The sequence below is a fragment of the Collinsella sp. AK_207A genome, assembly GCF_902501965.1.
Classification (GTDB): Bacteria; Actinomycetota; Coriobacteriia; order Coriobacteriales; family Coriobacteriaceae; genus Collinsella.
In genome coordinates this window covers 92973-115174 of sequence record NZ_CABWID010000020.1, presented here as the reverse complement: position 1 = coordinate 115174, position 22202 = coordinate 92973, and the positions used below count along the sequence as shown (strand labels likewise).

The window sequence follows — 22202 nt, the reverse complement described above, 5'->3', positions numbered from 1 at the left end:
TACGTTCGATTCTGTGTTATAATACCCTGCAATGGGCGCGGCCTCTTCCGAAGCCGCGCCCATTGCTCTATTTGATCGGATATCGGCGGAAAACCTAAGCTCATGGAGGGCTGTTGCGATGGCATACGATTTCAAGAAGGAGTTCAGAGAGCTCTACAGGCCGTCGGGCAAGCCGAATGTCGTAACCGTTCCGCCCATGAGCTACGTCGCCGTGCGGGGCAAGGGCGATCCCAATGCCGAGGGCGGCGAGTACCAGAACGCGTTGCCGCTGCTCTACGGCGTCGCCTACGCTATCAAGATGTCGAAGAAGGGCCCGCGAGAGATCGAAGGCTATTTCGACTTCGTCGTGCCGCCGCTCGAGGGCTTCTGGTGGCAAGACCGCGCCGATGACGGGATCGATTACGCGCGGAAGGACGACTTCAGCTTCATCTCATGCATCCGCCTGCCCGATTTCGTCACTCGCGAGGACTTCGACTGGGCCGTCTCGGAGGCTGCCGCCAAAAAGAAGCTGGACTTCTCGGCGGTCGAGCTGCTGAGGGTCGACGAGGGCCTTTGCGTTCAGTGCATGCATACCGGGCCCTACGACGGCGAGCCGGCGACCATAGACGCCATGCGCGCATTCGCGGCGGAGCAGGGCTACGCCCCCGACTTCTCCGAATCCCGCCTCCATCACGAGATCTACCTCTCCGACCCGCGCAAGTGCGCGCCGGAGAAGCTCAAGACCGTGATCCGCCATCCCATCAAGGCGATGTAGCGAAACGAGCGGCGCCGCGCGCTCCGGCTTTTGGGGTTTAGCAATTGCCGGTCCATGTTAATCGGGCAGGCTGCCCAGCCTCCCGGCGAAAACTTGCGCGGACCGTGGGCATATTGCCTTCTCGGTTTCGAAACTTTCAAATAATTAGAGTTTCGAAACCGAGAAGGAGCGAATGATGACTTGGGTAGACCGCAATGCATACATGGAGCGGCTTTGGGCACTCGAAGGCACCCGAAACATCAAAGTGATCACGGGGATGCGCCGCTCCGGCAAGTCCGAGCTTATGAAGGCGTTCTCCGCCTCTGTTGCTCAGAAGGATCCGTCCGCCAACAACATCTACATTGACCTGCTGGATCTCGACAACGAGCCGTTGCTCGAGTACCACGGTAAGCGCCATAACTGCCGCGTAGGGTACCCGAAGACTTCCTAGGAGGTCTCCTGGAGGAGTCCAAGGAGAGCTTCGGTTTTAAGCGTGGTGATGGCGCAATCGCCATATGAGCAGGCACGGGTGATTGATGCCGGCGACGATATGCGGACCCGCGGGAATCTACGCCCGGCGCTTCCTCGGCTCGGGCAGCTCCTGAAGCACGCCCTCCACGATGGTGCGCACGGCGGCGTCGTCCTCCACGTCCACGAGCAGCATCTCCGCAGCGCCCTCGTAGGGCACGGCGGGCACCGAGAGCAGCGCGCGCGAGGACTCCGTGCTCTTCACCAGAAAGCGGTCGTCGTAGACGCCGCCGAAGAGCTTGCCCGACGCATAGAGCAGATACTCGCCCATCATCTTCCGATGCGAGACCTCCGGCACGTCGGCCAGCAGGTCGAGGACGTATTCCAGGTATTCTGCGCTTGACGCCATGCGATGCCCCTCCCTTAATTGACCCAGGTATCACCCGTCTCCTATAGCGAGTGAATATAAAAATAGGGCAGAGTCGCTTGCGCAAGTCCGCCCCTAAAACCGTGAAGGTTTTGCTATCTGCAGGCTATTCTACCAACCCGAGCGATTCTGTCAACCTGCGAAGGAACTCGAGCGCGGAGCGAGCTGCGGCGTCGGGCCCCTTGTCGGGCAGCGCCTCGGTTTCGCCGTCGGCCCTGGCGAACATCTCGGCGAGCTCGGATGCGGCGCGCGAGCGCGAGGAGCCCTCGGGTACCAAGCCGGAGTGCGCCACGAGCACGGTCGCGACCTCCTGCATGGCCGTATTCCCCATCCACTTCCTCCTGGTCGCCTTGGGGATTCCCGCGGCGGCGACCCTTCGGGAGACGCCGCTGGACGCCGAGCCCCGGGCGGCGCCCCTCTCGGCGAAGCAGTTGATCAGGCACGAGCCGTGCGCGGCGCAGTTGCGGACGGACTTCACGCGCTTGAGGTCGTAGTGGGAGGCCTCGAGGCGCCTGTTGCCCCATCGCCTGGCGCAGAAGCGCACGAAGTCGATGAGGGTGCCGAACGAGGTGAGCTCAAGGAAGGCCCAGGCAGGCATGTCGCCGGAGTACTTCGCGTAGAGGCTCGAGCTGTAGGGGCTGCGGCCGCTCGTCTTGAGCTCGCGCAGGCGGTACTCCCTGTTTGCAGTGGTAAGCGATGCCATGTAGTCGGCCACGATGGCGTAGCCGTCCTCTCCGCGGTCCTCCATCTCGCGAAGCAGTGTCACCTTCTGGAAATGCTCGATGTCGAGCGTCATGCCGAGCAGGGCGTGGCGTAGCTCCTGGTCGAGCGCCGCGAGCAGGCGCAGCTGGCCGAAGTCGAGGTCTACGTAGCGGCCGTCGCGCGGGCCTCCCTCGTATTTCGAGAAGAGTTTGCGGTAGGATGCGAGCTTGAAGAAGTTGCACTTGTCGCGCAGGTAGTCCGCGGCCTCTTCCTCGGAACACAGCTCGAAGGCTACGCCCTTCTGCTTGAGGTGCTCTATCTGCTGCTCGATCGTGAGGATCGGCTTCCTGCCGTGGGGTTCGGCCATGCTCGTTCTCCTGTCATAAAAAGTAATGCCTATTTTACCAGCATGTTCTCGACATTCGGTGGAGGCCTCATCGTCGACTCATGAGCAAGCCGCCTGATACGACTCCCTTTCCCTGCCAGCAGCGCAGTCGCCTGACCTGCGGCTTTGGAATCGCGTTGGAAGCCGCCCGCGACCAATCATTTGCAGTTGTTGCGAGTGGCTTGCGCGTGATGCTGCGGTTGAGTTTCAGAAACGGGCGATTCCGCCCAATCGGGCACCCGAATCACGGCCGGAAGCTCCTTTGGGGCAAAAACAAAAACTCAAAGCCCTGAGTTTGAAAAAAGTTTTTGAGGTTGTCCCAAATTATGTCCCCGAAGCCGACGAAACGCGACATCGCGTCATTCGGAGGCACGCGTTCCGTGTCGATGCCGAAAACTGGGTGCAACTGGAATGACGGGACGACAGAACCAAAGCCATCGAGTGGGAATAATTCCGCCTGATTTCTGCATCAATCATCATTATTATGCCCTTATTATTGTGTTTACGCACTATAATAAGGGCGTATCTTGTTGATGGAGGTTCCCCATGCAGAGAAAGCTGATGGATAGGCTGGTCGGGTGGAAGGGGAGCGAACGCCGCAAGCCCCTCATCGTCAACGGCGCGCGCCAGGTCGGCAAAACCTGGATCCTCAAGGAGCTCGGGAGGCTGCATTTCGAAAGCGTCGCCTATGTGAGCCTTGACAAGGATGAGCGGGCCCGCCGATTCTTCGAACCCGACCTCGATCCCCGAAGGATCGTCTCCTCGCTCTCGCTGCACCTCGACATGGACATCGATCCGGGCAGAACGCTCGTTGTCCTGGACGAGATCCAGTCCTGTCCCGCCGCCATCACGTCGCTCAAGTACTTCTGCGAGGACGCCCAGGAATACCATGTGGCCGCAGCCGGCTCCCTTCTGGGCATCTCCGCAACGCATGGGACCGGATTCCCCGTCGGCAAGGTCAGCACGCTGAACCTCTTCCCGCTGAGCTTCACCGAATTTCTGTGCGCGACGGGAAGCGGGCGTTACGCCGAGCTGGTCGAAAGGGGCGACCATGCGATGATGGACACCTTCTCGGACAAGCTCAAGGAGCTTCTGCGCACCTACTACATCGTAGGGGGGATGCCGGAAGCCGTGAACGCCTACATCGGCACGGCAGACGTGCGCGACGCGCGAGGGGTGCAGGACCAGATCCTGACCGATTACACGAGCGACTTCGCCAAGCACGTGCCCGCGAACTTGCTGGCGCGGACGATGCTCGCGTGGGATTCCATCCCCAAGCACCTGTCGAAGGAGAACAAGAAGTTCGTATTCGGCCAAGTTCGCAAAGGTGCTCGAGCAGCGGATTTCGAGGAGAGCCTGCGATGGCTCGAGCAAGCCGGCCTCGTTACCAAAGTACCGCGCGTGAGCAAACCGGGCATGCCGCTGAAGGCCTATCGGGACCAAAACGCCTTCAAGGTGTTCATGCTGGACATAGGGCTCCTGGGGGCCATGAGCGGGCTGAGCCCGGCTGCGATGGTAGACGGCGGCGGCATCTTCACGGAATTCAAGGGGGCCCTCACCGAGCAGTACGTCTGCCAGCAGCTCGTTTCGGACTGCGGCCTCGCGCCCTATTACTGGTCGGCCGAGAACTCCAGCGGCGAGATCGACTTCCTCGTGCAGGATGGATCCGGCGTGTACCCCATCGAGGTGAAGGCCGAGGAGAACCTGCGCGCGAAGAGCCTTCGCGCCTTCAACGAGCGCTACGAGGGCATGAGCCCCCGCAGGTTCAGCATGTCGGGCTTCCGGGACCAGGGCTGGATGCGGAACATCCCCCTGTACGCGATCGGCAACCCGGGCAACTGGGTTTAAAAAGATGAAGAGCCGTTGTAGGAGAGAGTCCCACAACGGTTCTTCATGCCTTGACAGTTTCTTTCAAATTATAGTTTCTGATAAGATTCCGTCTAATCGTGCGATAGCGCACCATTACCTTTTTTCAGCCATAGCAGGAAAAGAAGCAATCCAACGGTGCAGATCGAACTGCCGAAGTAAAACGCAGCGGATAGATTCCAATCCGATAGAGCGCCAAACACCAGATTGGTTCCAATGGCAATAGCATCCACCAGCATACTACAGACGCTCAGCGCAGTAGCTCGGTTACTGCTTGTGATTTGCCGGTTTTGGAGATCTGTCAAGAGGGGTTGAAACAGTGTGTTGGAGAGCCGAAGGATCAGCACGCTGATTATAGACGGCAGTGCAAGGGTAGTAGATCCGAGTACCAGACAAGAGAAAGCAGCAAGGACACAGAACAGAGTAAAGGAGCGGTGAACGCCAACTCGCTTGGTGAAGGCGGAAGAATATGCTCCCATAAGCCCCAATAGCGTAGCCACGATGTACACCAGACCGATCAAAGAGTTGCTTAACCCACAGCGTTCATACTGAAGCTGATTTAAGAATACAGTGATCGTCTGATGGGCTTCGGACAGCAAAGCCACGCCCACAAGAAACAGAAGGAGTGTGCGACTGGAATAGATTTGACGGAAACTTTCACGAAACGACACTGCCTCTGTTTCCGCAACGCCGGTCTGATGCACTTCGGTCAATCCGAAAGAAAGCACCATGGCAAGTCCGTAGCTGATTACTGTCAGCAAACCGGCCAGCCAATAATCATCTCCCACAAATACGGAGAACACTGCTGCTGCGATCAGCAACCCGGCCATGCTCATACTGCTGTACAGGCCAAATGCTTTCTGACTGTCCGTTCCTTCACAGGATAAATAGATGATGCTAGAGTCTACGCCTGAGTAACCGGCCAGCACCACACTGAGCATGATGCGCTCTGCCAGGAACCCCCCAAACCCGGTTGCCTGCCAAAAAACGATTTTAGAAATGAAATAAAGAGAGGAACAGAAAATCATGGTTTTCCGATAGCCAATTTTGTCGGCTATCATTCCCCATGGAATTTCCAAAAGAATGCCCAAAGCCAAAGATATGCTTTCAATAACCGTGATTTCAAAGACTGTGACGCCCTGGGCTTGCCGATACAGCGTGGCAATCGGCCCATAAAAAACCATGCCCTGCAACAATGCCAAGGCATACATCACGTATAGGTTTTTCTTCACCGTTTCGATCCTTTCTGATTTTTGGGTGCAAGAACCAGGCGTCCGTTTGATGACGCCTAAATCCTGGTATTCCGATGTGACCCAAGAATCAGATTGGATGATTCATGTCCCGCTGTTCCTTCTGATACTTCGATATGGCAAAATTGTATACTACCACAATCGATCTCCTGTGCTCCTTTGACTTCCTTTACTGCTTATGCGAATCTGTTGCCGGGGTGGGTACTGGCCTCGCATATCCCGCCTGTTACTTCTATTCCGAAAAGCGCTCTCTAATGTTGTCTTACAAATCCTAAGAGGTAACCAAAATGCACGAAGAGAGCTCCTCCCCGACGATGACGATGACAAGATTGCCATGTGTCTAAGGGAGTTCTATCGGCTTGCAAGCAATGAATCGCTTTTGAAGGATAGTGAATACTTCTGGGGATTCGATCCTTCTCGCGTGCTTAATGAGTTCTTACAGGATCATCCTGAGCGATTAGAAGAACGGCCTCCCGACATGTTTAGCTCTTCAACAATCCTGATAGAGATCCCAATAGCATGAGCCATTGAGGACCTTCGTGTGATGTTTTGCTCGTTTACCGCGATTGCTTTTTTCGTATGCCGCTTGCCGCCAGTCAACTCATGGGAAAGCCGTCCGAGACTACCCACTTCGTCTGCCAATGGCGTAGACCTGCGACCTGGGGTTTTGTAAACGGTGCGCGAGCCGCCCGCGTTGATTCACTTACGATTGCAGCTGGCGGCTTGCGCGCTAAAGGGCGGTTGAGTTTCAAAAAGGGCGTTTTCGGCGCTATCGAGCCTCCAAAGGCGGCCCGCCGTGCCCTTTGGGACAAAAACAAAAAATCAACCACCTGAGTTTGAAATGAGTATTTGGAGTTGTCCCAGTCCTTGTCCCCAAAGCTAACGAAACGCGGCATGGCGTTACCTGGCGGCACTCGGCTCGAGACGGCAGCGAAAACTGGGTGCAACTGGAGTGACGGGACGACAGAACCAGAACCATCGTGTGGGAATAACCGAACCCCGATTATAAAAAACCACCCGCAATCATTCACGGCGGCGCATGGCGGTTCAAACCGTGGCAGGAGCGCCAAGCCACTGGTAGCTTTTGGGAATGACGGTTTGGGAAGACCTCCGGAAACAGTTGTTTTCGGGGGTCTTTTCTCGTGCCGAGTGTGAGTGGCATGCACTGTGGCACAAGTCATACACATTTGGGTTATTCCGTGCTATGCGTTGTACTTTTTCGACAATAGGACGCGCATGATGCGGAGAGAGCATGACCCTGTACGAGAAAGCGCGAGAAGTCGCAGACGACTACTCGAAGAAGTTGCTTCGCAAGAGATGGCAATCGCATCTCTTGGCGGCGAAGCTTCTCGATTTGCGGGATCGAAATCACTGGACGCAAGCGGAGGTCGCAACTCGTGCGGGGATCAGCGAGTCGGCAGTGCGTAACTATGAACAGCAAAAGTCGACGCCAAAACAGGGGCATCTAGAGGCACTGGCCCGCGCGTTTGGAATTAGGCCTGAAGCCCTGCGCCTCTATGACATAGATTCGATGCCATTGAATGCTATGGTTCAGCAAGGGGAGACTTATGGCTTAGAGCCCGCTTATGATGAGCGCTTCGCCTACCTTCGTCCAACGAATGACATTATGAGCAATGCTCTGTATAAAGGGCCGTTCAGTATCGTGCGCTCAAAGAAGAGGTCATCGATCGCGATTGGTATGAGGAGTGGAAGGACAAGTTCTATGTCGAATACTCCGAAAGGGATTTTCCCCTGAGGTATCGGTCTACTCCTGAAGGTACTGAGCCTTTAGGGCTTTGGACGAACATCCAGTTCGCTGATGCTCTCCAGCGTCTTCGGAAGAAGCATGGCCTCACGCAGGACGATCTTGCCCTTGCTGCTGGGACGACGAAATCAACCATTCGCAGCTACGAGCAAAAGAAGCGCCTTCCATAGGATTCCCAACTTGCTGTTCTGGCGGATGTTCTCGGCGTTACTAAAGGTGCTTTGACATTCTTCGACTTCGGTAGTCCGGTCCAAGCGGTTCATGTGCTCTTCCAGATTGCAAACACCTACGGGATGGTTCCTGATGAGGTTGACGGCCAAGTGATGCTGCGCACTGCGCGCAGGGGAATGAAGCGTTATATCGACCAGTGGGAGCTAGCTCTAAATGGGACCTACGAAGGCGTCGCATGGGATGCGGAGGTGTCTGATTACCAGGGCTGGAAGGATAAGTACGACATATACTATTCAGGTAGCAGTAGCCGTGATACCCGCTACAGGACTCATTGGGAGCGTAGGCCCGAAGGTGGCCTAATCGATTCCGGTTTGACAGAGAGCGACTATGACCCGTTTGATGAGAAGCTTAAGAATCAGGGCGGGTTATTAAGGGCCTAGCACTTGGTACTTGTAGGAGGGTGCTGATGCTTGATAACAAGTTGGGGATTATGAGCGAAGCGGAGCTTGCCCGCGAGGAGGAGCTGCTGACCAAGCGGCGCGCCCTTGAGCTGTTCGAGGGCGGGTTGCTCGAAACCTTTGAGGTGGGCACGTTCGTTGGCCTTGCCAAGATCCACAGCTATCTCTTCCAGGATGTCTATGCCTTTGCGGGCAAGATGCGCGACGTGAACATCGCCAAGGGCAACTTCCGCTTCGCGCCGCTCATGTACCTCGAGGCGGCGCTCGCCGCCATCGACAAGATGCCCCAGGGCGACTTCGGCCAGATTGTGGAGAAGTACGTCGAGATGAACGTCGCCCACCCCTTCCGCGAGGGCAACGGGCGCAGCACGCGCATTTGGCTCGACTGCATCCTCAAGGCCGAGCTGGGGCAGGTGGTCGATTGGAGTCTCGTTGACCGCGAGGACTACCTGCTGGCCATGGAGCGCAGCCCCGTGCGCGACACCGAGATAAAGGCGCTGCTCAAGGCTGCCCTCACGAGCGACGTCAACGATCGGCAGGTCTACATGAAGGGCATCGACGCGAGCTACCGCTATGAGGGCTATGCCACCTACACGATGGACGAGGTCGCAGAGCGGGGCACGGCCGGGCCCCAGCCGGGCGGGGAGGGCCATGCCCAATGATCGGCCTTACCACCATGACCATGCAGCTCATCGACAACGAACCGGACGGCATACGCATCTGCCGCGTGGAAGGTGAGTCGCTCGTCACCGTCGTCGTCCCACGCGAGAAGTTGGCCGAGGCCCGCCATCTTCCCGAGCTGCCCTTCCGTGGTGTCTGCTACCTGCTTGATGAGGATCACGGCGTCCTCTCGCGCGTGTATGCCGGGCAGACCCTCGACTACGTGTATAGGGGTGAGAACTAGGCGCTCGGCGACTGAGCGGGCGACGGCGCAAGGCTCACTGGGTACATTTTGGGTACCAACCGATATACATCCATGGGGTGGCAGCGGCATTGAATCGTCCCCAATTGCAACCAGCAGTCATCAATGACGTCGTTTGCGTCCTTGAGTTGGAGTAGCGAACAAGTGTTCGGAAATAGATATAATATCAGGTAGATGAAGAGCCCTGTCGGATTCGACAGGGCTCTTCGTTGTGGTTCTGAGCGTGCGAGGGATGTCACTATGTAATGGCTCTAGTTGTAGACCGTGCTCCTGTGGCCCACCTTGAACACCTCGACGACGAGACGATCATCCTCGATTACGGCGAGCACGCGGTACGACCCGACGCGGTAGCGCCATTCTCCAGTGCGGTTCGCCGTGAGACCCTTGCCGAACGCGCGGGGGTCGACGCGACCCTCCAGGTTCTTCTCGATCCAGCTCAGGATAAGCGATGCGTCGAACCGGTCCATCTTCTTGAGCTGCTTCTTAGCGGCGGACGAGAATTCGACGCGATAGCTCATAGCCCGAGCTCCGATTTGACGTCGGAGAGGGAGAAGCGCACCCCGTCGTCTGCCGCCGCGGCCGCGCGAAGGTCTGCGAGGTCCTGGGAGCCCTCGATCTTCTCGAACACGGCATCGCGCAGGAAATCGGAGATCGAAACCCCTTCGAAGGCCGCATACTTGCGCACGACCTCGGCGTCGGCGTCATCCATGCGAAGCGTCATCGTGGTCATAAAATCCTCCTTTTGCCGAATACGTTGTATTCATTCTATCATCTGGCGAAAGGCGAGTTTCACCAAAGCGCATGTGATCTTTGCAAACCGACCGACGGTCTGTTAGACTGACTCCCGTTAACGAGAGGAGTGCCCATGGCGCGCAACCCGCATCCCGAGCAGACCGAGCGTCGCATCCTTGACGCCGCCCGCAGGCTCTTCGCTGAGAAGGGCTACGAGAAGACCTCGGTCCAGGACATCATCAGCACGACGGGCCTGTCCAAGGGTGCCGTCTACCACCACTTCAGGTCCAAGGAGGCCATCCTCGACCGGCTGAACGACGACGAGTGGGGCGCGAGCCTGAACCTGCGCGACGAGCTCCGCCGCCGACACGACCTGAACGCGCTCGAGAAGCTACGGGCGCTCATCTCCTCGACCCTGGACGCCGAGCACCTGCGCCTTGTGCGCCTGCAGACACCGCTGCTCAGCGATCCCGCGTCCTTTACCTCCAACATGCGGTTCTGGTCCGATGGCCTGCCGGAGTCCCTTCGTCCCCTGATAGAGGAGGGCGTGCGCGACGGCTCCATTCCCACCGCGTATCCGGCCGAGGCGTCGCAGCTGATCGCGCTGCTGTGCAACTACTGGCTCATGCCATGCTTCTACCCGGCCGCGCGCGAGGATATGGCCCGCCGCATCCGCTGCCTGGCGTCCATGCTCGGCTCCATCGGCGTCCCGCTGTTCGACGAGGCGCTGATGGCGAGGGCGGTCGACGGGCTCATGGAGCTCGCGCCTGGGGCGGGAGAGCTTGAGGCGGCCGGTCCCAGGGCGGGGGAGCCGCGGCCGGAAGGCCTTGGAGCCGAGAAACCCGAGGCATAGGGCACGCTTTCCGTCGAATCACCGAACGCTCGGACTGGTGGTTGAACCATCCCGGTCCGAGCCATCCTTTTGCCCTCAATACAGACCGACGGTCGGTCTGATTAGGGAATGGCAGGAATTACCAAAGAAAGGAACGAACCATGTCAGTACCTGCAGTCTCCACCGATTCCGGGCGCCGTGCGCCCCAATCAGACCCCCTGCGTTCGCGCAGCTTCGCCCTGCTCCTTGCCGGCCTGGGCATCTCCCTGTTCGGCAACCTCATGCTGCGCTTTGCAATGTCGATGTGGGTTCTCGACGAGACGGGGTCGGCGGCCGCCTTCGCGTCCATCCTCACCGCGTCTGTCATCCCCACCATCGTGCTCTCGCCGCTCGGCGGCGTGCTCGCCGACCGGATGAACCGCCGCACCATCATGGTGGCGCTCGACGCAACCTCAGCGGCGATCGTACTGGCGTGCGCGCTGGTCTTCTCCGTCACGGGATTCAACCTCGCGGCAATCGCCGCGATGCAGGTGACGCTTGCCGTGCTCGACGCCATGGAGACGCCGACCGTGCAGGCTGCTCTCCCGCAGCTGTTCCGCGAGCACGGGGAGGAGACGATGCGCCGAGCGATGGCGGCCGTCAACATGGTGAACCAGGCCGGAACCCTCGTGCCGGCGCTCCTCGGCGGCGTCCTGTACTCGCTCGTCGGCGCGGCGCCCATGATGCGCATCGCCGTCGCGGGCTTCGCGACGGCCGCGGTGGTGGAGTGCTTCATTCAGCTCGACGCCCCGGACCGATCTGGGCAGAAGTCGTCCTCGCCGGTCGACGACATGAGGGAGGCCGCGCGCTTTCTCACGCGCGAACGGCCCCACATCTTCCGGCTGCTCCTGATCTGCGGCGCGCTCAACTTCCTGGTCACGGGGTATGCCGAGGTGGGCTTTCCCTACATGGTGCGCACGCTGCTCGGCTTCGACGCCGGCGCGTACGGGGTGGCCTACGCGCTGGTGGGCGTGTCCGGGCTCGTCGGGGCGCTTGCGGGCGGGATGGTCGCGAGCCGCCTCTCCATGCGGCGCTTTCCGCTGACGATCCTCGCCTTCGCGCTCACGATCCTGCCGCAGGCACTGGCGATGATGCTTCCCGTGGCTGCGACGGTGCGCCTCGCGGCCCTCACGGCGGGCACGTGCGGGACCATGGTCTCCATCTGCATCTCGAACCTCATCTCCGTCCCCGCCATCCAGATGAGCTGCCCCGAGGGCCTTACGGGCAAGGTCATGTCTCTCGCGCTGTCGTGCAGCCTGTGCGCGCAGCCCCTCGGCCAGATCACCTATGGCCTCGCGTACGGCGCGCTCCCCGCGGGGGTTGTGCTATTCGCGACGTTCGCCCTCGCGCTGCTGTGTGCGGTCCCGGTCGCGCGCGTCGCGGATCGGTTCGAGGCGTAGGGGGCGGGGGGCACCCCAACTCCTGTGGCGGTGCGGGGCGCGACCCCGAGGGTTCCCGCACAATATGTGGGTTCCCACCCGGATCGGACGCAGCCAGCGCAAGTTTTTGTCCGCATGACTCAACGCCCCGCCGGCATCTTTTGTCCAAGATTTGTCCATGCGAGAGCCGGAGGTACGATGTCCATCAGCTCAACAAGGCTATCTACCTGCTGCTATGTAAGTAGAAATCAGCGCGTCCGCAAGCGCATGCTCATTGAGTGGGAATAGTTCCACCTGATTCTGACCATAATTGGCGATTTAACGCCCTTATCTTCTCCAAATTGTGAGATTATAAGGGCGTTTCTTTATGCTTGGAGGAAAAGTGGACCGTTTTCTCATGGACGACCTCGTCAAATGGAAGAACTCGAAACGCCGCAAACCGCTCATCCTCAACGGTGCGCGCCAGGTGGGAAAGACGTGGCTGCTCAAGGAGTTCGGCAGGATCCAGTTCGAAAACGTCGCCTACGTCAGCTTCGACGACAATCCTCTCATGGCGGCCGCCTTCGACGAGGGCTACGACATCCCCAGATTGATAACGATTCTCCAGGCCGTCACGGGCGAGCGCATCGATCCTTCGGCCACGCTCATCGTCTTCGACGAGGTGCAGGAATGCCCCAAGGCCCTCACCTCGCTCAAGTATTTCTGCGAGAACGCGCCCGAGTATCACATCGCCGCGGCCGGCTCCCTTCTAGGCATCCTCGTCCACGAGGGCACCGGCTTTCCCGTGGGAAAGGTCAACCTGCTCGACCTGCATCCCCTGAGTTACCGCGAGTTCCTTCATGCTACGGGCAACGGCGGGCTCTGCGACATCATCGACGATGGAGACGTTGCGATGATAGACTCCCTCGCACTGAGGTTCACCCAACTCCTTCGGCAATACTATTATGTGGGAGGCATGCCCGAGGCGGTTGCGGCATTCACCGATGCCGGCGTCCTCGCCGATGCAAGGGAGGTGCAGGAGCAAATCCTCTTCGGCTACGAGCGCGATATCTCCAAGCATCTTTCCGCGAGGGAGACCGAGTACACCCTGGCCGCCTGGAAGTCCGTGCCGGCGCACCTAGGTCAAGAGAACAAGCGCTTCGTGTTCGGCCACATCAGGGATGGTGCCCGCGCGAGGGACTACCGGCTCGCCATCACCTGGCTCGCCCAGGCCGGCATAGCCACGCCCGTGCGCCGAATCTCGAAACCAGGTATCCCCCTGGCTCCCTACGCCGATGACGCCATCTTCAAGCTCTTCGCCCTAGATGTAGGGCTCCTCAGTGCCATGGCCGGTCTCGACGAGACGAGCGCCATCGCCGGCAACTCGGCTTTCACGGAATTCAAGGGGGCCCTCACCGAGCAGTACGTCTGCCAGCAGCTCGTTTCGGACTGCGGGCTTGCACCCTACTACTGGTCGGCCGAGAACTCCAGCGGCGAGATCGACTTCCTCGTGCAGGCAGGGGCCAACGTGTACCCCATCGAGGTGAAGGCCGAGGAGAACCTGCGCGCGAAGAGCCTGCGCGCCTTCAACGGGCGCTACGAGGGCATGAGCCCCCGCAGGTTCAGCATGTCGGGCTTCCGGGACCAGGGCTGGATGCGGAACATCCCCCTGTACGCGATCGGGAACCCGGGCAATTGGGTTTAAGCCTGAAACGGGATTTCCGTGAGACAGGTGGCTTCTTCCGTCTCGAATACTATCCCCCGATGCCGCACCGGCCGAATCGAGCGGATGCCATGGTCGAAAAGATTCGACCATGCAAACGAGCGATTGCGGGTCCGATGGAGTCGCATACTCCCGTCAGCGCGTGGCATCTGCCTTGACACTTATAAGTTAACCATGCAATACTCAGCAAGTTTGAAAGGGCTAACTTCGCGTCTAATGCGTTGCGTCGTGCCGCGTTGCGTGCAGTTGGCCGAAAACTCGCTTAGAGACGGGGGAAGTCTATGAAGCATCTGCAGAGGGTCGGCGCCGTCGCCGCCGTGGGCGCGCTCGCGTTCACGCTGGGCGTGCCGGCGTTCGCCATCGCCGATCCGGTCGCATCCGCGCCCGTGGCCCTGGCCGCTGTGTCCGCATCCCAGCAGGAGGCGGTCATCGATGACAGCTCGTATGACCTCGATGACTGCTTTGCCGGCAACCGCTACAAGGTCAACGACGCCTCCACCATCAAGATCAACACCTCCTGGATCGCGACGGGCAACGCCACCGTCCCCACCAGCACCAATCTGCTCGTGGGCTGGAAGAAAAACTTCTTCGACGGCGATCAGGAGGCCGTGCGCGAGCTCGGCAACATCAAGCAGACCGGCCATTCGCTCACCTTCGCCGCCGGCTCCACCTGCGAGGTGCGCAGTCTCAAGCTGCAGCTCAACAAGGACAAGCTGGTGATTCCCGCGGGCGCCAGCATCACCTTCAAGAACTGCACGTTCGCCAACCGCATCGTGATCGAGAAGGGCGGATCCGCCACCTTTGAGAACTGCACGTTCACCTCGGGGACCATCATGAACAACGGCACCGCCAGCTACACCGGTACCACCAAGGAGCCCAGGAACGACGGCAAGGCCCAGTCCGCCTTCGAGTCGCTCGCGCTCGTGCCCGCGACCACGTCCCTCGATGACGCCTACAACGGCGGCGCCTTCAGCAAGACCGTCGACCTGGCGGTCTCCGGCACCAACAAGGACCAGGTGAAGCTCTCGGCCAAGGTCGCGGGCGACACCGGCCTTGTCGCCAAGGTCCAGGAAGGCAAGCTGGTCATCTCCGGCACGCCCACCGCGGCCGGCAAGACCACCATCACCGTGACGGCAACCGCACCCGGTGAGGCCAAGGGCTCCACCGAGACCGTCGATGCCACCGTCACCGTGAACGTGGCCGAGAGGCTCTCGGTCTCGCTGGAGGGTACGCTCGACTGCGTGACCAAGGGGCAGAAGCAGTACTACAACTCGCTCAAGGTCAAGGTCGCCGGCGAGGACGGCCAGGCGCGTGACTACTACGACTGGTCCGTTGACGGCCACGACGGCTCCACCATCAGCGCCTCCATCTCGCCTGCGGGCAGCGGCATGACCGTGAACGCATTCGCCTCCGCGGCGGGCACGAGCGTCACCGTGGGCGGCGACGCCGAGCGGGCCGGCACCTACCAGGTGACGGTCACCGTCTCCTACAAGGGGCAGACCGTCACGAGCGAGCCTGTCGACCTGCGCATCTACACGGGCGAGGAGACACTCGCCGGCCAGATCGCGGCGCTCGAGGGCGAGCCGAGCACCTGGGACATGGAGCCCTATGAGGTGTGGAAGAGCGGCGGCGCCGTCATCCCCACCTGGCTGCACGGCATCTACGGCTCGCACAAAAGCGGCCTTTACGGGCAGATTGGCAACGCCAAGGACGCCTGGGCGTCCGACACGCTGACCATCCCTGCGGGTGCCGACGTCGAGATTGCCAACATGAAGATCAACAGCTCGGTGAAGGTGATCGTCGAGAAGGGCGCCAAGCTGACGCTCACCGACTCCGTGGTCTTCGGCGAGCTCGAGGTCAACGGCGGCGAGCTCGTGGTGACGCCCGCCAAGAAGAACGACGCGGGCACGTACGAGATCGGTAACTCCGCCATCAACGGCGTGCTGACGCTCAACGACGGGTCCACGCTGCGCGACTCCTCGGTCATCTCCAACGCCGACTTCCTCACCGACGGCCGCTATGCCGGCGTCCCCGAGCAGGCCGTGGTGGTCAACGGCACCGTGACCTTTGAGGGCCAGAACTATATCGAGAGCTCCGAGGGCCAGACGGGCCTGCTGGTGAACGGTGCGGCTCAAATCCCGGCGGGCTCCAAGCTCACCGTGGTGAGCTCCGAGGTGAGCACCGCGGCCGAGGCCGGCGGTGTCGCCGTGAAGCTTGGCGGCGGCTCCGTGAAAGGCGAGGGCACGCTGGTTGCCCAGGGTGGCAACGGCACGCTGGGCGCCGCGGGCGGCAAGGCGGTTGCCGGCACGGGCACCATCGAAACCGCGGGCTTCGAGGCCCAGGGCGGCACCTCGGACGGCATGTTCGGCAAGGTCAACGCGGGTGCCGATGCGGGCGAGAAGGGCGTGGTGCTCTTCGAGAAGCTCGTCGGCAACTACAAGATCGCGGGCGGCGCGGGCGTGAACGACGCCGCGGACGGCCTGGGCATCGACTCCTTCACCGTGAAGAAGGCCGGCTCCGATACCGACGGTGGCGACAAGAAGCCGTCCCAGCCCGGTGGAGACAGCGCCAGCAAGGGCGATTCCGGCAAGCAGGACGGGGACAAGAAGTCCCCTGACTCCAAGAAGGGCAAGAAGGGCGTGCTGCCGCAGACGGGCGACGCCTCCTCCGCGGCCGCCGCGGCGGCAGGCATGGGCGTCATGGCCCTTTCCGGCGCCGTCGTGATGCGCGCCCGCCGCAAGCGCGACTAGCGCAATATAACCAAAGCTCGGAAGCCCCGGTCATCGACACGGCCGGGGCTTCCGTCTATAGATACAACAAGGGGGTTGCAGGGTCTGCGGCCCCCCCTATTTTTACGCCACGAAGAGCTTAGTCGCGTCGCCCGTGTCGCAGTCGGCGAGCGCGACGCTTCTGATGGAGGGATCATCGTCGGTCGAGTAGTAGTACGTCTTCGTGCGCGCGGAGAAGCATCCCGTGTAGAGCGTGCGCTCGAAGGTGCCGTCGGCCATCGCCGCCGAGCCCTCGACCATCGCCACGTTGCCAAGCGTATGGAACGCGCGCAGGACGTTTTCCCGCTCGGTCGACTTCTGCGGGTAGTTCGCGTTCAAAAATGCCGCTTTCGCGAAGCGCGAAGGGGAGTAGGAATCGCCCGGGATGCCTCGCGCGCCCGCGCCTGCACCGAAGGGGGCAAGCTCGGCGCGGCCCCACCTCGCAGCAGCGGGGAAATCGCCCGTCGCGGTGATATAGGTGCGCAGGTTCGTCATATGCCAGGCGAACTCGGGCTGGTTCGCCAGCGTATCGACCGGGTTGTCCATCACATGCAGTCCGTCGGCCATCTGCTCGATCACGATCGAGCGCGCGCCATCGCCGACAATCCAGTGCAGCATCGACACGCCGAGCCGGTCGCCTACCGGCTTCGCGACGATGTTCGCGTCGGCGAGGGCTGCCTCCACCTCGTCAACCGTCGAGAAGTTGGTCGCGACCCACACGGGGAACTCGTAGGCGGCGATGTTCGTCTTCCCGTCAACAGGGCCTTTGGAGTATTCGGCGAATCCGGGGAAATTCAGGCCGGCAACGCCCAACCCCGCGTCGTTTCCGCAATCGAAATAAAGCGGATAGTTGTCGAGGGCCACCGCCATGCCGATCACGGCGTGCTCCGCCTTCGCATCGGCGAGGAAGGAATAGGGGAGCGGGAAACCCTTCGGAGTCACCACCACGCGCTCGCCGTAGCGCGTGCTCCAATCGAGGTTGCGCGCCAGATACATGTTGCCCTCATCGTCGCTGAACCTGATTCCCGTGCACATATCGCGTCCTCCCGTCGTATTTGCCCGTTCGCGCCCGCCCGTATCAGGCGAGCCTTTCTCCTATCCCATCGTGTACCCGCGTCATTCGAAAGGTAACCGGGAGCTCCCCATCGTTGCCGTTCGGCCACCAAAACGCCGCATGACCAACAAGTTGCGGGGAAACGCGGCGGGCGGCAGACGGCAGCCATCAGAGCTCGTGGACATCCGGTTCACGGGCTCCAACGGGTTCTTGTCGTCGGGCAGTCCCTTTAGCAGCTTCGCGTTGCGGCGCTGGCCAATGCTGAGGCGTGATTGAGGCCGCGCGTGAAGCCGCCTTCGACGATTCTTTCAGTCATCGCTCTTGCGCATTCCGTCTGACCTGCGGGGCAGCTACGCCCCCGACGAGCTCCTCAGGCGGGACCCCTCGTCCCCGGAGCCGACCGGGGAGACGCTGAGTTTTTGCCAAACAAGCTTATCGAGCTCGCGCAAAGCGGCCGCGCCAATTGCGAAGCCCCAACTTGCTCGCCACCTCATGGGAAAGCCACCCGAGGTTTGAAAAGAGTTTTTGAAGTTGCGGCTTAGCTTCGGGGCTCACCACGGTTGCGCATTCTCCGCCAACGAGCAGGTGTCCTGGATCGGCACGGGGATCTTGGCGAACGGGCGGCATCCCGCTGATTCGGCTGCCATGCTCTGCTCCTTTCGGAGCGACAGACGCTGCATCTCGGAGTCGCGGGATTCGGCGGCGATGGCGCGATGCCCGTTGCCATCGCCGCCGCCCGATGTCGTGTTACCGCCCGCGCTCGGCGCGGATGACGAGGATCGCCTCAAGGTAGTCCTCGGAGGAATCACGGATGCGGAGACGGGCAGAACCCTCGTCAGAGACCCGACGACTCCCTATAGGGGATTCCCTATAGAGCCCATTGGGCGCTTTCCTGCTGAAGACGGACCATACGGGTGAATAGGCCGTCCCGCTCCATAAGCGCGGCCGGGGCGCCCTGCTCGACAACGCGTCCGGAGTCGAGCACCACCACCTTGTCGGCGTTCGCCACCGTGCGCATGCGATGCGCGATCACGATGACGGTCTTGCCGGCGAGCAGCCTCGAGAGCGCCTGCTGCACCTCCGTCTCGTTCTCCACGTCGAGCGACGCGGTCGCCTCGTCGAGCAATACGATAGGCGCGCCCTTGAGCAACGCCCGCGCAATTGAGATCCGCTGGCGCTCGCCGCCGGAAAGGCGCGCCCCGTTCTCGCCGATCATCGTGGCGTAGCCCTCTGGCATGCGGGAGACGAACTCATCGCAGTTGGCAGCCCGCGCCGCGGCGAGCACTTCCTCGTCGGTGGCCCCGCGCCTGCCCAGGCGAATATTGCCCATTACGGTGTCGTCGAACAGCACGACGTCCTGGAACACCATGGAAAAGTCTCCCAGCAATACCTCGGGGTCGACCGTCGCCACGTCTACGCCGCCTACGGTCACGCGGCCGGACGTTGCGTCCCAGAAGCGGCACGCGAGCTTCGCGCACGTCGACTTGCCGCTTCCGCTCGGTCCTACGAGCGCGGTGACCTCGCCCTCGCGCGCCGTGAATTGCACGTGCGAGAGAACCTGATCGCCGCCGTCATAGGAAAACGACACATCGTCGAACACGACGTCGTGACCCTGCGGTGCGTAATCGCTGTCTCCTTGAGCCAGGGGCTCCTCGAAGAAACTCTTCATACGAGCGCTCGCCGTCTTCGCCGCGAACAACTCGGCGATGAGCATGAGACACTGGTCGAACGGCGCGTAGATGCGCGACACCACCAGCAAGAAGCAGAACAGCGTCATGAAGCTGCACGTGCCATCGAGCACGAACGCTGCACCCGCCATGATTGTGGTGGCAAGCCCCAGGCGCAGCACGATCTGCGCGCCGTTCACAAAGACGCCCATCATAAGCTCGCCTTTGATGGTCTGCTTTTCGGCAGCGTCCACGTCGGCGCGGATATGTTCGAGATAGCGTTCCTCCTGGTTGGTGGCGCGCACTTCGCGCACGCACTCAAGTGCTTCCTGGATGTCGTCGGACACGACAATGTTCCTCATACGCGTCTCGTGCATGAGTGGCGCCAGGATGCCTCGCGCGCCGAACAGCAGCCCCAGCGCTACCGGCGCGCTCCACAGCGCCGCTATGGCCAGTCGCCAGTCGAACACCAGCAAGTCCACCGCTGCCACGCCCAGCATGATGTAGGCGCCGTACAGCTCGGGCAGCACATGGCTGTAGGCGTGCTCGATGGTTTTCACGTCACCCATGATGGTCTCGGTGAGGTCGGCCAGATCTCGCCGCCCGAAAAACGACAGCGGGAGCTTCCGTAGACGCTCAGCCAGCCCGATGCGCTGTCGGCCGCTCTCGTTGTAGATGACGCCGTACTGGTAGTAGTAGGCGAAGTACTCGGTGACGAACAGCGCCACTATGAACACGACAAGCCCCGCCAGATACGGCAGAAGATCGGGCAGCGGCGCGCCTCCTATCGCATGGTCGACAAACGCCCCCATCGCGAGGAATAGGATTCCCACGCCCGCAAACACCGCGACGTTCGATATCGCCGTCCACGCGGCACCCAGCTTGACATTGCGCACGCCCTCGTCGGTGAGGCCGTATTTCTCTTTGATAGACATCTACGCCACCTCCTCGGACGTGATTTTCCAGCTGACAGCGCGCTCGTAGTCCGCCCACATACGTGCGTACAGGCCGCCCGCCGCCAGCAGCTCGTCATGGGTTCCCTGTTCCGCCACACGTCCAGCGTCCAGCACCACGATCTTGTCGGCATTGCGTACGGTGGACAGTCGGTGCGCCACCATCAACACCGTGCGCTTCTCGCCACTGCGCCCACTTGCCAGCTCGGAGAACGCCTTTTGTATCTTGACCTCGTTTTCCGGATCGGCGAAGGCCGTGGCCTCGTCCAGCACCACAATGGGCGCATCTTTCATAATGGTGCGCGCCAGCATGAGCCGCTGCACCTCGCCGCCGGAGAAATGAGCGCCCGCCGCGCCGTATACGGTATCTACGCCGTCAGGCAGCTTCTCTATAATGTCGTCGCATTGGGCGGCGGAAAGCGCGCGGGCGACCTCTTCGCGCGTAGCATCGGGCCGCGCCGCTCGCACGTTCTCGAGCACGCTCTGCTTGAACAGGCGGTTTGCCTGGAACACGAACGCAACGTGCTCCATCAGCCTGTGCGGATCCATGCTCCGCACATCCACGCCGCCCACCAGTACGCGCCCCGCGCATGCGTCCCAAAAACGAGGCACCAGACTGGCCGCCGTGGTCTTGCCTCCGCCGGACGGCCCCACCAACGCCACGGTCGACCCCGCCGGCACGCTGAAGCTCACATGGGACAGCGCAGGCTCATGAGCTCCTTCGTAAGTAAAGCTCACATCTTCGAACGCGATGGAGTTATCGGCCGGCTCCTTCGGCGCGGCGGGTGCCTTTATCGTCGGAGCCGCCAGCACCTCTTCCACGCGGTTCACCGCATCGGTGGACGACTGCAGCGCATCCGACATGAACATCACGCGCGTCATGGCAGTGGGGATGACCGCCGAAAAGATGGCGTAGAATGCGAAGTTGGCAAGAAACGCGCCAAAATCGCCTTCACCCGGCGCCAGGAGAATGGCCACCGGCACCAAAAACAGCGCTACCCCGTTGATGACGGTCAGCGACAATGACTGCGGCGTGCGACACCATCTCACCGCATAGTCCTGCGCAAGACGGGTGAACTCCTCAATGGCATCATGAAACGCCTTGAATGAGTACACCGTCTGCTGGAACACCTTCACCACGGGGATGCCGCGAACGTACTCGGTGCCCGTCTTGTTCATCTTGACGAGAGATCCCATGTACTTCGTCATGAATTCCATACCGCGCCCGCCCATCATGTAGAACATGCAAATGAGCGAAAGGATCACCGGCACCAGGCATGCAAGACCCAGCCGCCAGTCGAACACGAAAAACAGTACCAGCATGCCCATGATCATCGCCACCGAACCAGCGGTATCGGGCAGCTTGTGGGCAAGCATTCCCTCTGTCTCCGCCGCGCAGCCATCAACCACGCGCCGCAGCGCACCGCTCGCATGCGTGTCGAAATACCCCAGGCTCGTGTGCATCAGATGCTCAGCCGCCCTCTTGCGCATGTTCGCCGCGCAGCGAAACGCCGCCAGATGCGTGCACATGAGTCCTGCGAAGTACAGCAGGATAGACGCGACGGAAAGCCCGAGCGCCCACCATCCGTACACCGCGATACTCGTAGCCGTGCTCCAGTTGGGAGCCACGGCGATAAGGTCGCGCGCCACCAGCCAGATGCACACATAGGGTCCGAACCCCACGACCATGGAGATCGCGGAAAGCGCGCAACCCAGGTAGGTGAGTGCTTTGCGCGGCCCGGCGAAATCGAGCAGCCGCGACACGGCGCTGCGTCCGCGGGATGGCTCCTCCTTTTTGTCCATACGAAACCTCCGATCTTGATCTTGCGCGCCGCCCCGATGGGACCGGAGTCTTCGACGCACTTGATAGTTAGTTGCAGTTAACATACCATCATGCGCAAGTTCTTCGTTTCCACGACCTGGAAACGG

At 61.0% G+C, this 22202-nt stretch carries 20 protein-coding genes; 12 read left to right on the top strand and 8 right to left on the bottom strand.

The annotated features are described in order from the left end of the window. The first annotated feature begins 118 nt into the window (after window positions 1–118). Window positions 119–754, top strand: coding sequence for a GyrI-like domain-containing protein (locus GDJ97_RS08215; protein ID WP_152070798.1), 636 nt, complete (start codon window positions 119–121; stop codon window positions 752–754). A 175-nt stretch (window positions 755–929) separates the two neighbouring features. Beyond that, the gene (locus GDJ97_RS08210) at window positions 930–1184 is read left to right on the top strand and encodes an AAA family ATPase (RefSeq protein WP_180963480.1); all 255 of its coding nucleotides are present in this window, start codon (window positions 930–932) and stop codon (window positions 1182–1184) included. A 117-nt stretch (window positions 1185–1301) separates the two neighbouring features. On the opposite strand, the gene GDJ97_RS08205 is transcribed toward GDJ97_RS08210, so the two are convergent. Both GDJ97_RS08205 and GDJ97_RS08200 read right to left on the bottom strand, forming a co-directional pair. After that, window positions 1302–1610, bottom strand: coding sequence for a TfoX/Sxy family protein (locus GDJ97_RS08205; protein ID WP_152070797.1), 309 nt, complete (start codon window positions 1608–1610; stop codon window positions 1302–1304). A gap of 124 nt (window positions 1611–1734) precedes the next feature. Next, the gene (locus GDJ97_RS08200) at window positions 1735–2697 is read right to left on the bottom strand and encodes an Abi family protein (RefSeq protein ID WP_152070796.1); all 963 of its coding nucleotides are present in this window, start codon (window positions 2695–2697) and stop codon (window positions 1735–1737) included. Window positions 2698–3276: 579 nt separating this feature from the next. On the opposite strand from GDJ97_RS08200, the gene GDJ97_RS08195 reads away from it, so the two are divergent. Next, window positions 3277–4563, top strand: coding sequence for an ATP-binding protein (locus GDJ97_RS08195; RefSeq protein ID WP_226808944.1), 1287 nt, complete (start codon window positions 3277–3279; stop codon window positions 4561–4563). 92 nt (window positions 4564–4655) lie between these two features. Here the strand turns inward: GDJ97_RS08195 and GDJ97_RS08190 are convergent, their stop codons facing one another. Then, on the bottom strand, window positions 4656–5813 hold the full coding sequence (locus GDJ97_RS08190; RefSeq protein WP_226808942.1) for an MFS transporter: 1158 nt from the start codon (window positions 5811–5813) through the stop codon (window positions 4656–4658). Between the two features lie 1270 nt (window positions 5814–7083). Here GDJ97_RS08190 and GDJ97_RS08185 point away from each other — a divergent pair. From GDJ97_RS08185 to GDJ97_RS08165, 5 genes are all read left to right on the top strand, one after another. Then, on the top strand, window positions 7084–7587 hold the full coding sequence (locus GDJ97_RS08185; RefSeq protein ID WP_152070794.1) for a helix-turn-helix domain-containing protein: 504 nt from the start codon (window positions 7084–7086) through the stop codon (window positions 7585–7587). Then, window positions 7515–7766, top strand: coding sequence for a helix-turn-helix transcriptional regulator (locus GDJ97_RS09890; protein WP_152070816.1), 252 nt, complete (start codon window positions 7515–7517; stop codon window positions 7764–7766). Before GDJ97_RS08185 ends, GDJ97_RS09890 begins: the two co-directional genes overlap by 73 nt. A 93-nt stretch (window positions 7767–7859) precedes the next feature. After that, window positions 7860–8207, top strand: a complete 348-nt coding sequence (locus tag GDJ97_RS08175) for a hypothetical protein (protein WP_152070793.1) — start codon at window positions 7860–7862, stop codon at window positions 8205–8207. A gap of 23 nt (window positions 8208–8230) precedes the next feature. After that, window positions 8231–8887 (top strand): protein adenylyltransferase Fic, encoded by a 657-nt coding sequence (gene fic / locus GDJ97_RS08170; protein WP_226808954.1) that lies wholly within the window; start codon window positions 8231–8233, stop codon window positions 8885–8887. Next, window positions 8884–9129: a hypothetical protein gene (locus tag GDJ97_RS08165; RefSeq protein ID WP_226808941.1), complete on the top strand. Its 246-nt coding sequence runs from the start codon at window positions 8884–8886 to the stop codon at window positions 9127–9129. The genes fic and GDJ97_RS08165 overlap by 4 nt, the downstream gene beginning before the upstream one ends. A gap of 269 nt (window positions 9130–9398) precedes the next feature. Here GDJ97_RS08165 and GDJ97_RS08160 read toward each other — a convergent pair whose 3' ends face one another. Both GDJ97_RS08160 and relB read right to left on the bottom strand, forming a co-directional pair. Further along, entirely contained in the window at window positions 9399–9665 is a 267-nt protein-coding gene (locus tag GDJ97_RS08160) for a type II toxin-antitoxin system RelE/ParE family toxin (protein WP_152070791.1), read from the bottom strand. Continuing rightward, window positions 9662–9877 (bottom strand): type II toxin-antitoxin system RelB family antitoxin, encoded by a 216-nt coding sequence (relB, locus tag GDJ97_RS08155; RefSeq protein WP_152070790.1) that lies wholly within the window; start codon window positions 9875–9877, stop codon window positions 9662–9664. The genes GDJ97_RS08160 and relB overlap by 4 nt, the downstream gene beginning before the upstream one ends. Window positions 9878–10012: 135 nt before the next feature. Between relB and GDJ97_RS08150 the strand changes: the two genes are divergently transcribed. From GDJ97_RS08150 to GDJ97_RS08135, 4 genes are all read left to right on the top strand, one after another. Beyond that, on the top strand, window positions 10013–10732 hold the full coding sequence (locus GDJ97_RS08150; protein WP_152070789.1) for a TetR/AcrR family transcriptional regulator: 720 nt from the start codon (window positions 10013–10015) through the stop codon (window positions 10730–10732). Window positions 10733–10872: 140 nt separating this feature from the next. Further along, window positions 10873–12150: an MFS transporter gene (locus GDJ97_RS08145; RefSeq protein WP_152070788.1), complete on the top strand. Its 1278-nt coding sequence runs from the start codon at window positions 10873–10875 to the stop codon at window positions 12148–12150. Between the two features lie 346 nt (window positions 12151–12496). After that, window positions 12497–13813 carry an ATP-binding protein gene (locus tag GDJ97_RS08140; protein ID WP_226808939.1) on the top strand — a complete coding sequence of 439 codons (1317 nt, stop codon included), beginning with the start codon at window positions 12497–12499 and terminating at the stop codon, window positions 13811–13813. A 299-nt stretch (window positions 13814–14112) separates the two neighbouring features. Next, window positions 14113–16581 (top strand): LPXTG cell wall anchor domain-containing protein, encoded by a 2469-nt coding sequence (locus GDJ97_RS08135; RefSeq protein WP_152070787.1) that lies wholly within the window; start codon window positions 14113–14115, stop codon window positions 16579–16581. Window positions 16582–16683: 102 nt separating this feature from the next. Here GDJ97_RS08135 and bsh read toward each other — a convergent pair whose 3' ends face one another. The 3 genes from bsh to GDJ97_RS08115 form a co-directional block, all read right to left on the bottom strand. Beyond that, window positions 16684–17634, bottom strand: a complete 951-nt coding sequence (gene bsh, locus GDJ97_RS08130; RefSeq protein ID WP_152070786.1) for a choloylglycine hydrolase — start codon at window positions 17632–17634, stop codon at window positions 16684–16686. A gap of 887 nt (window positions 17635–18521) precedes the next feature. Further along, window positions 18522–20255 (bottom strand): ABC transporter ATP-binding protein, encoded by a 1734-nt coding sequence (locus GDJ97_RS08120; protein ID WP_152070785.1) that lies wholly within the window; start codon window positions 20253–20255, stop codon window positions 18522–18524. Then, window positions 20256–22076 carry an ABC transporter ATP-binding protein gene (locus GDJ97_RS08115; RefSeq protein ID WP_193221366.1) on the bottom strand — a complete coding sequence of 607 codons (1821 nt, stop codon included), beginning with the start codon at window positions 22074–22076 and terminating at the stop codon, window positions 20256–20258. It abuts the gene before it with no gap. Window positions 22077–22202 lie beyond the last annotated feature (126 nt).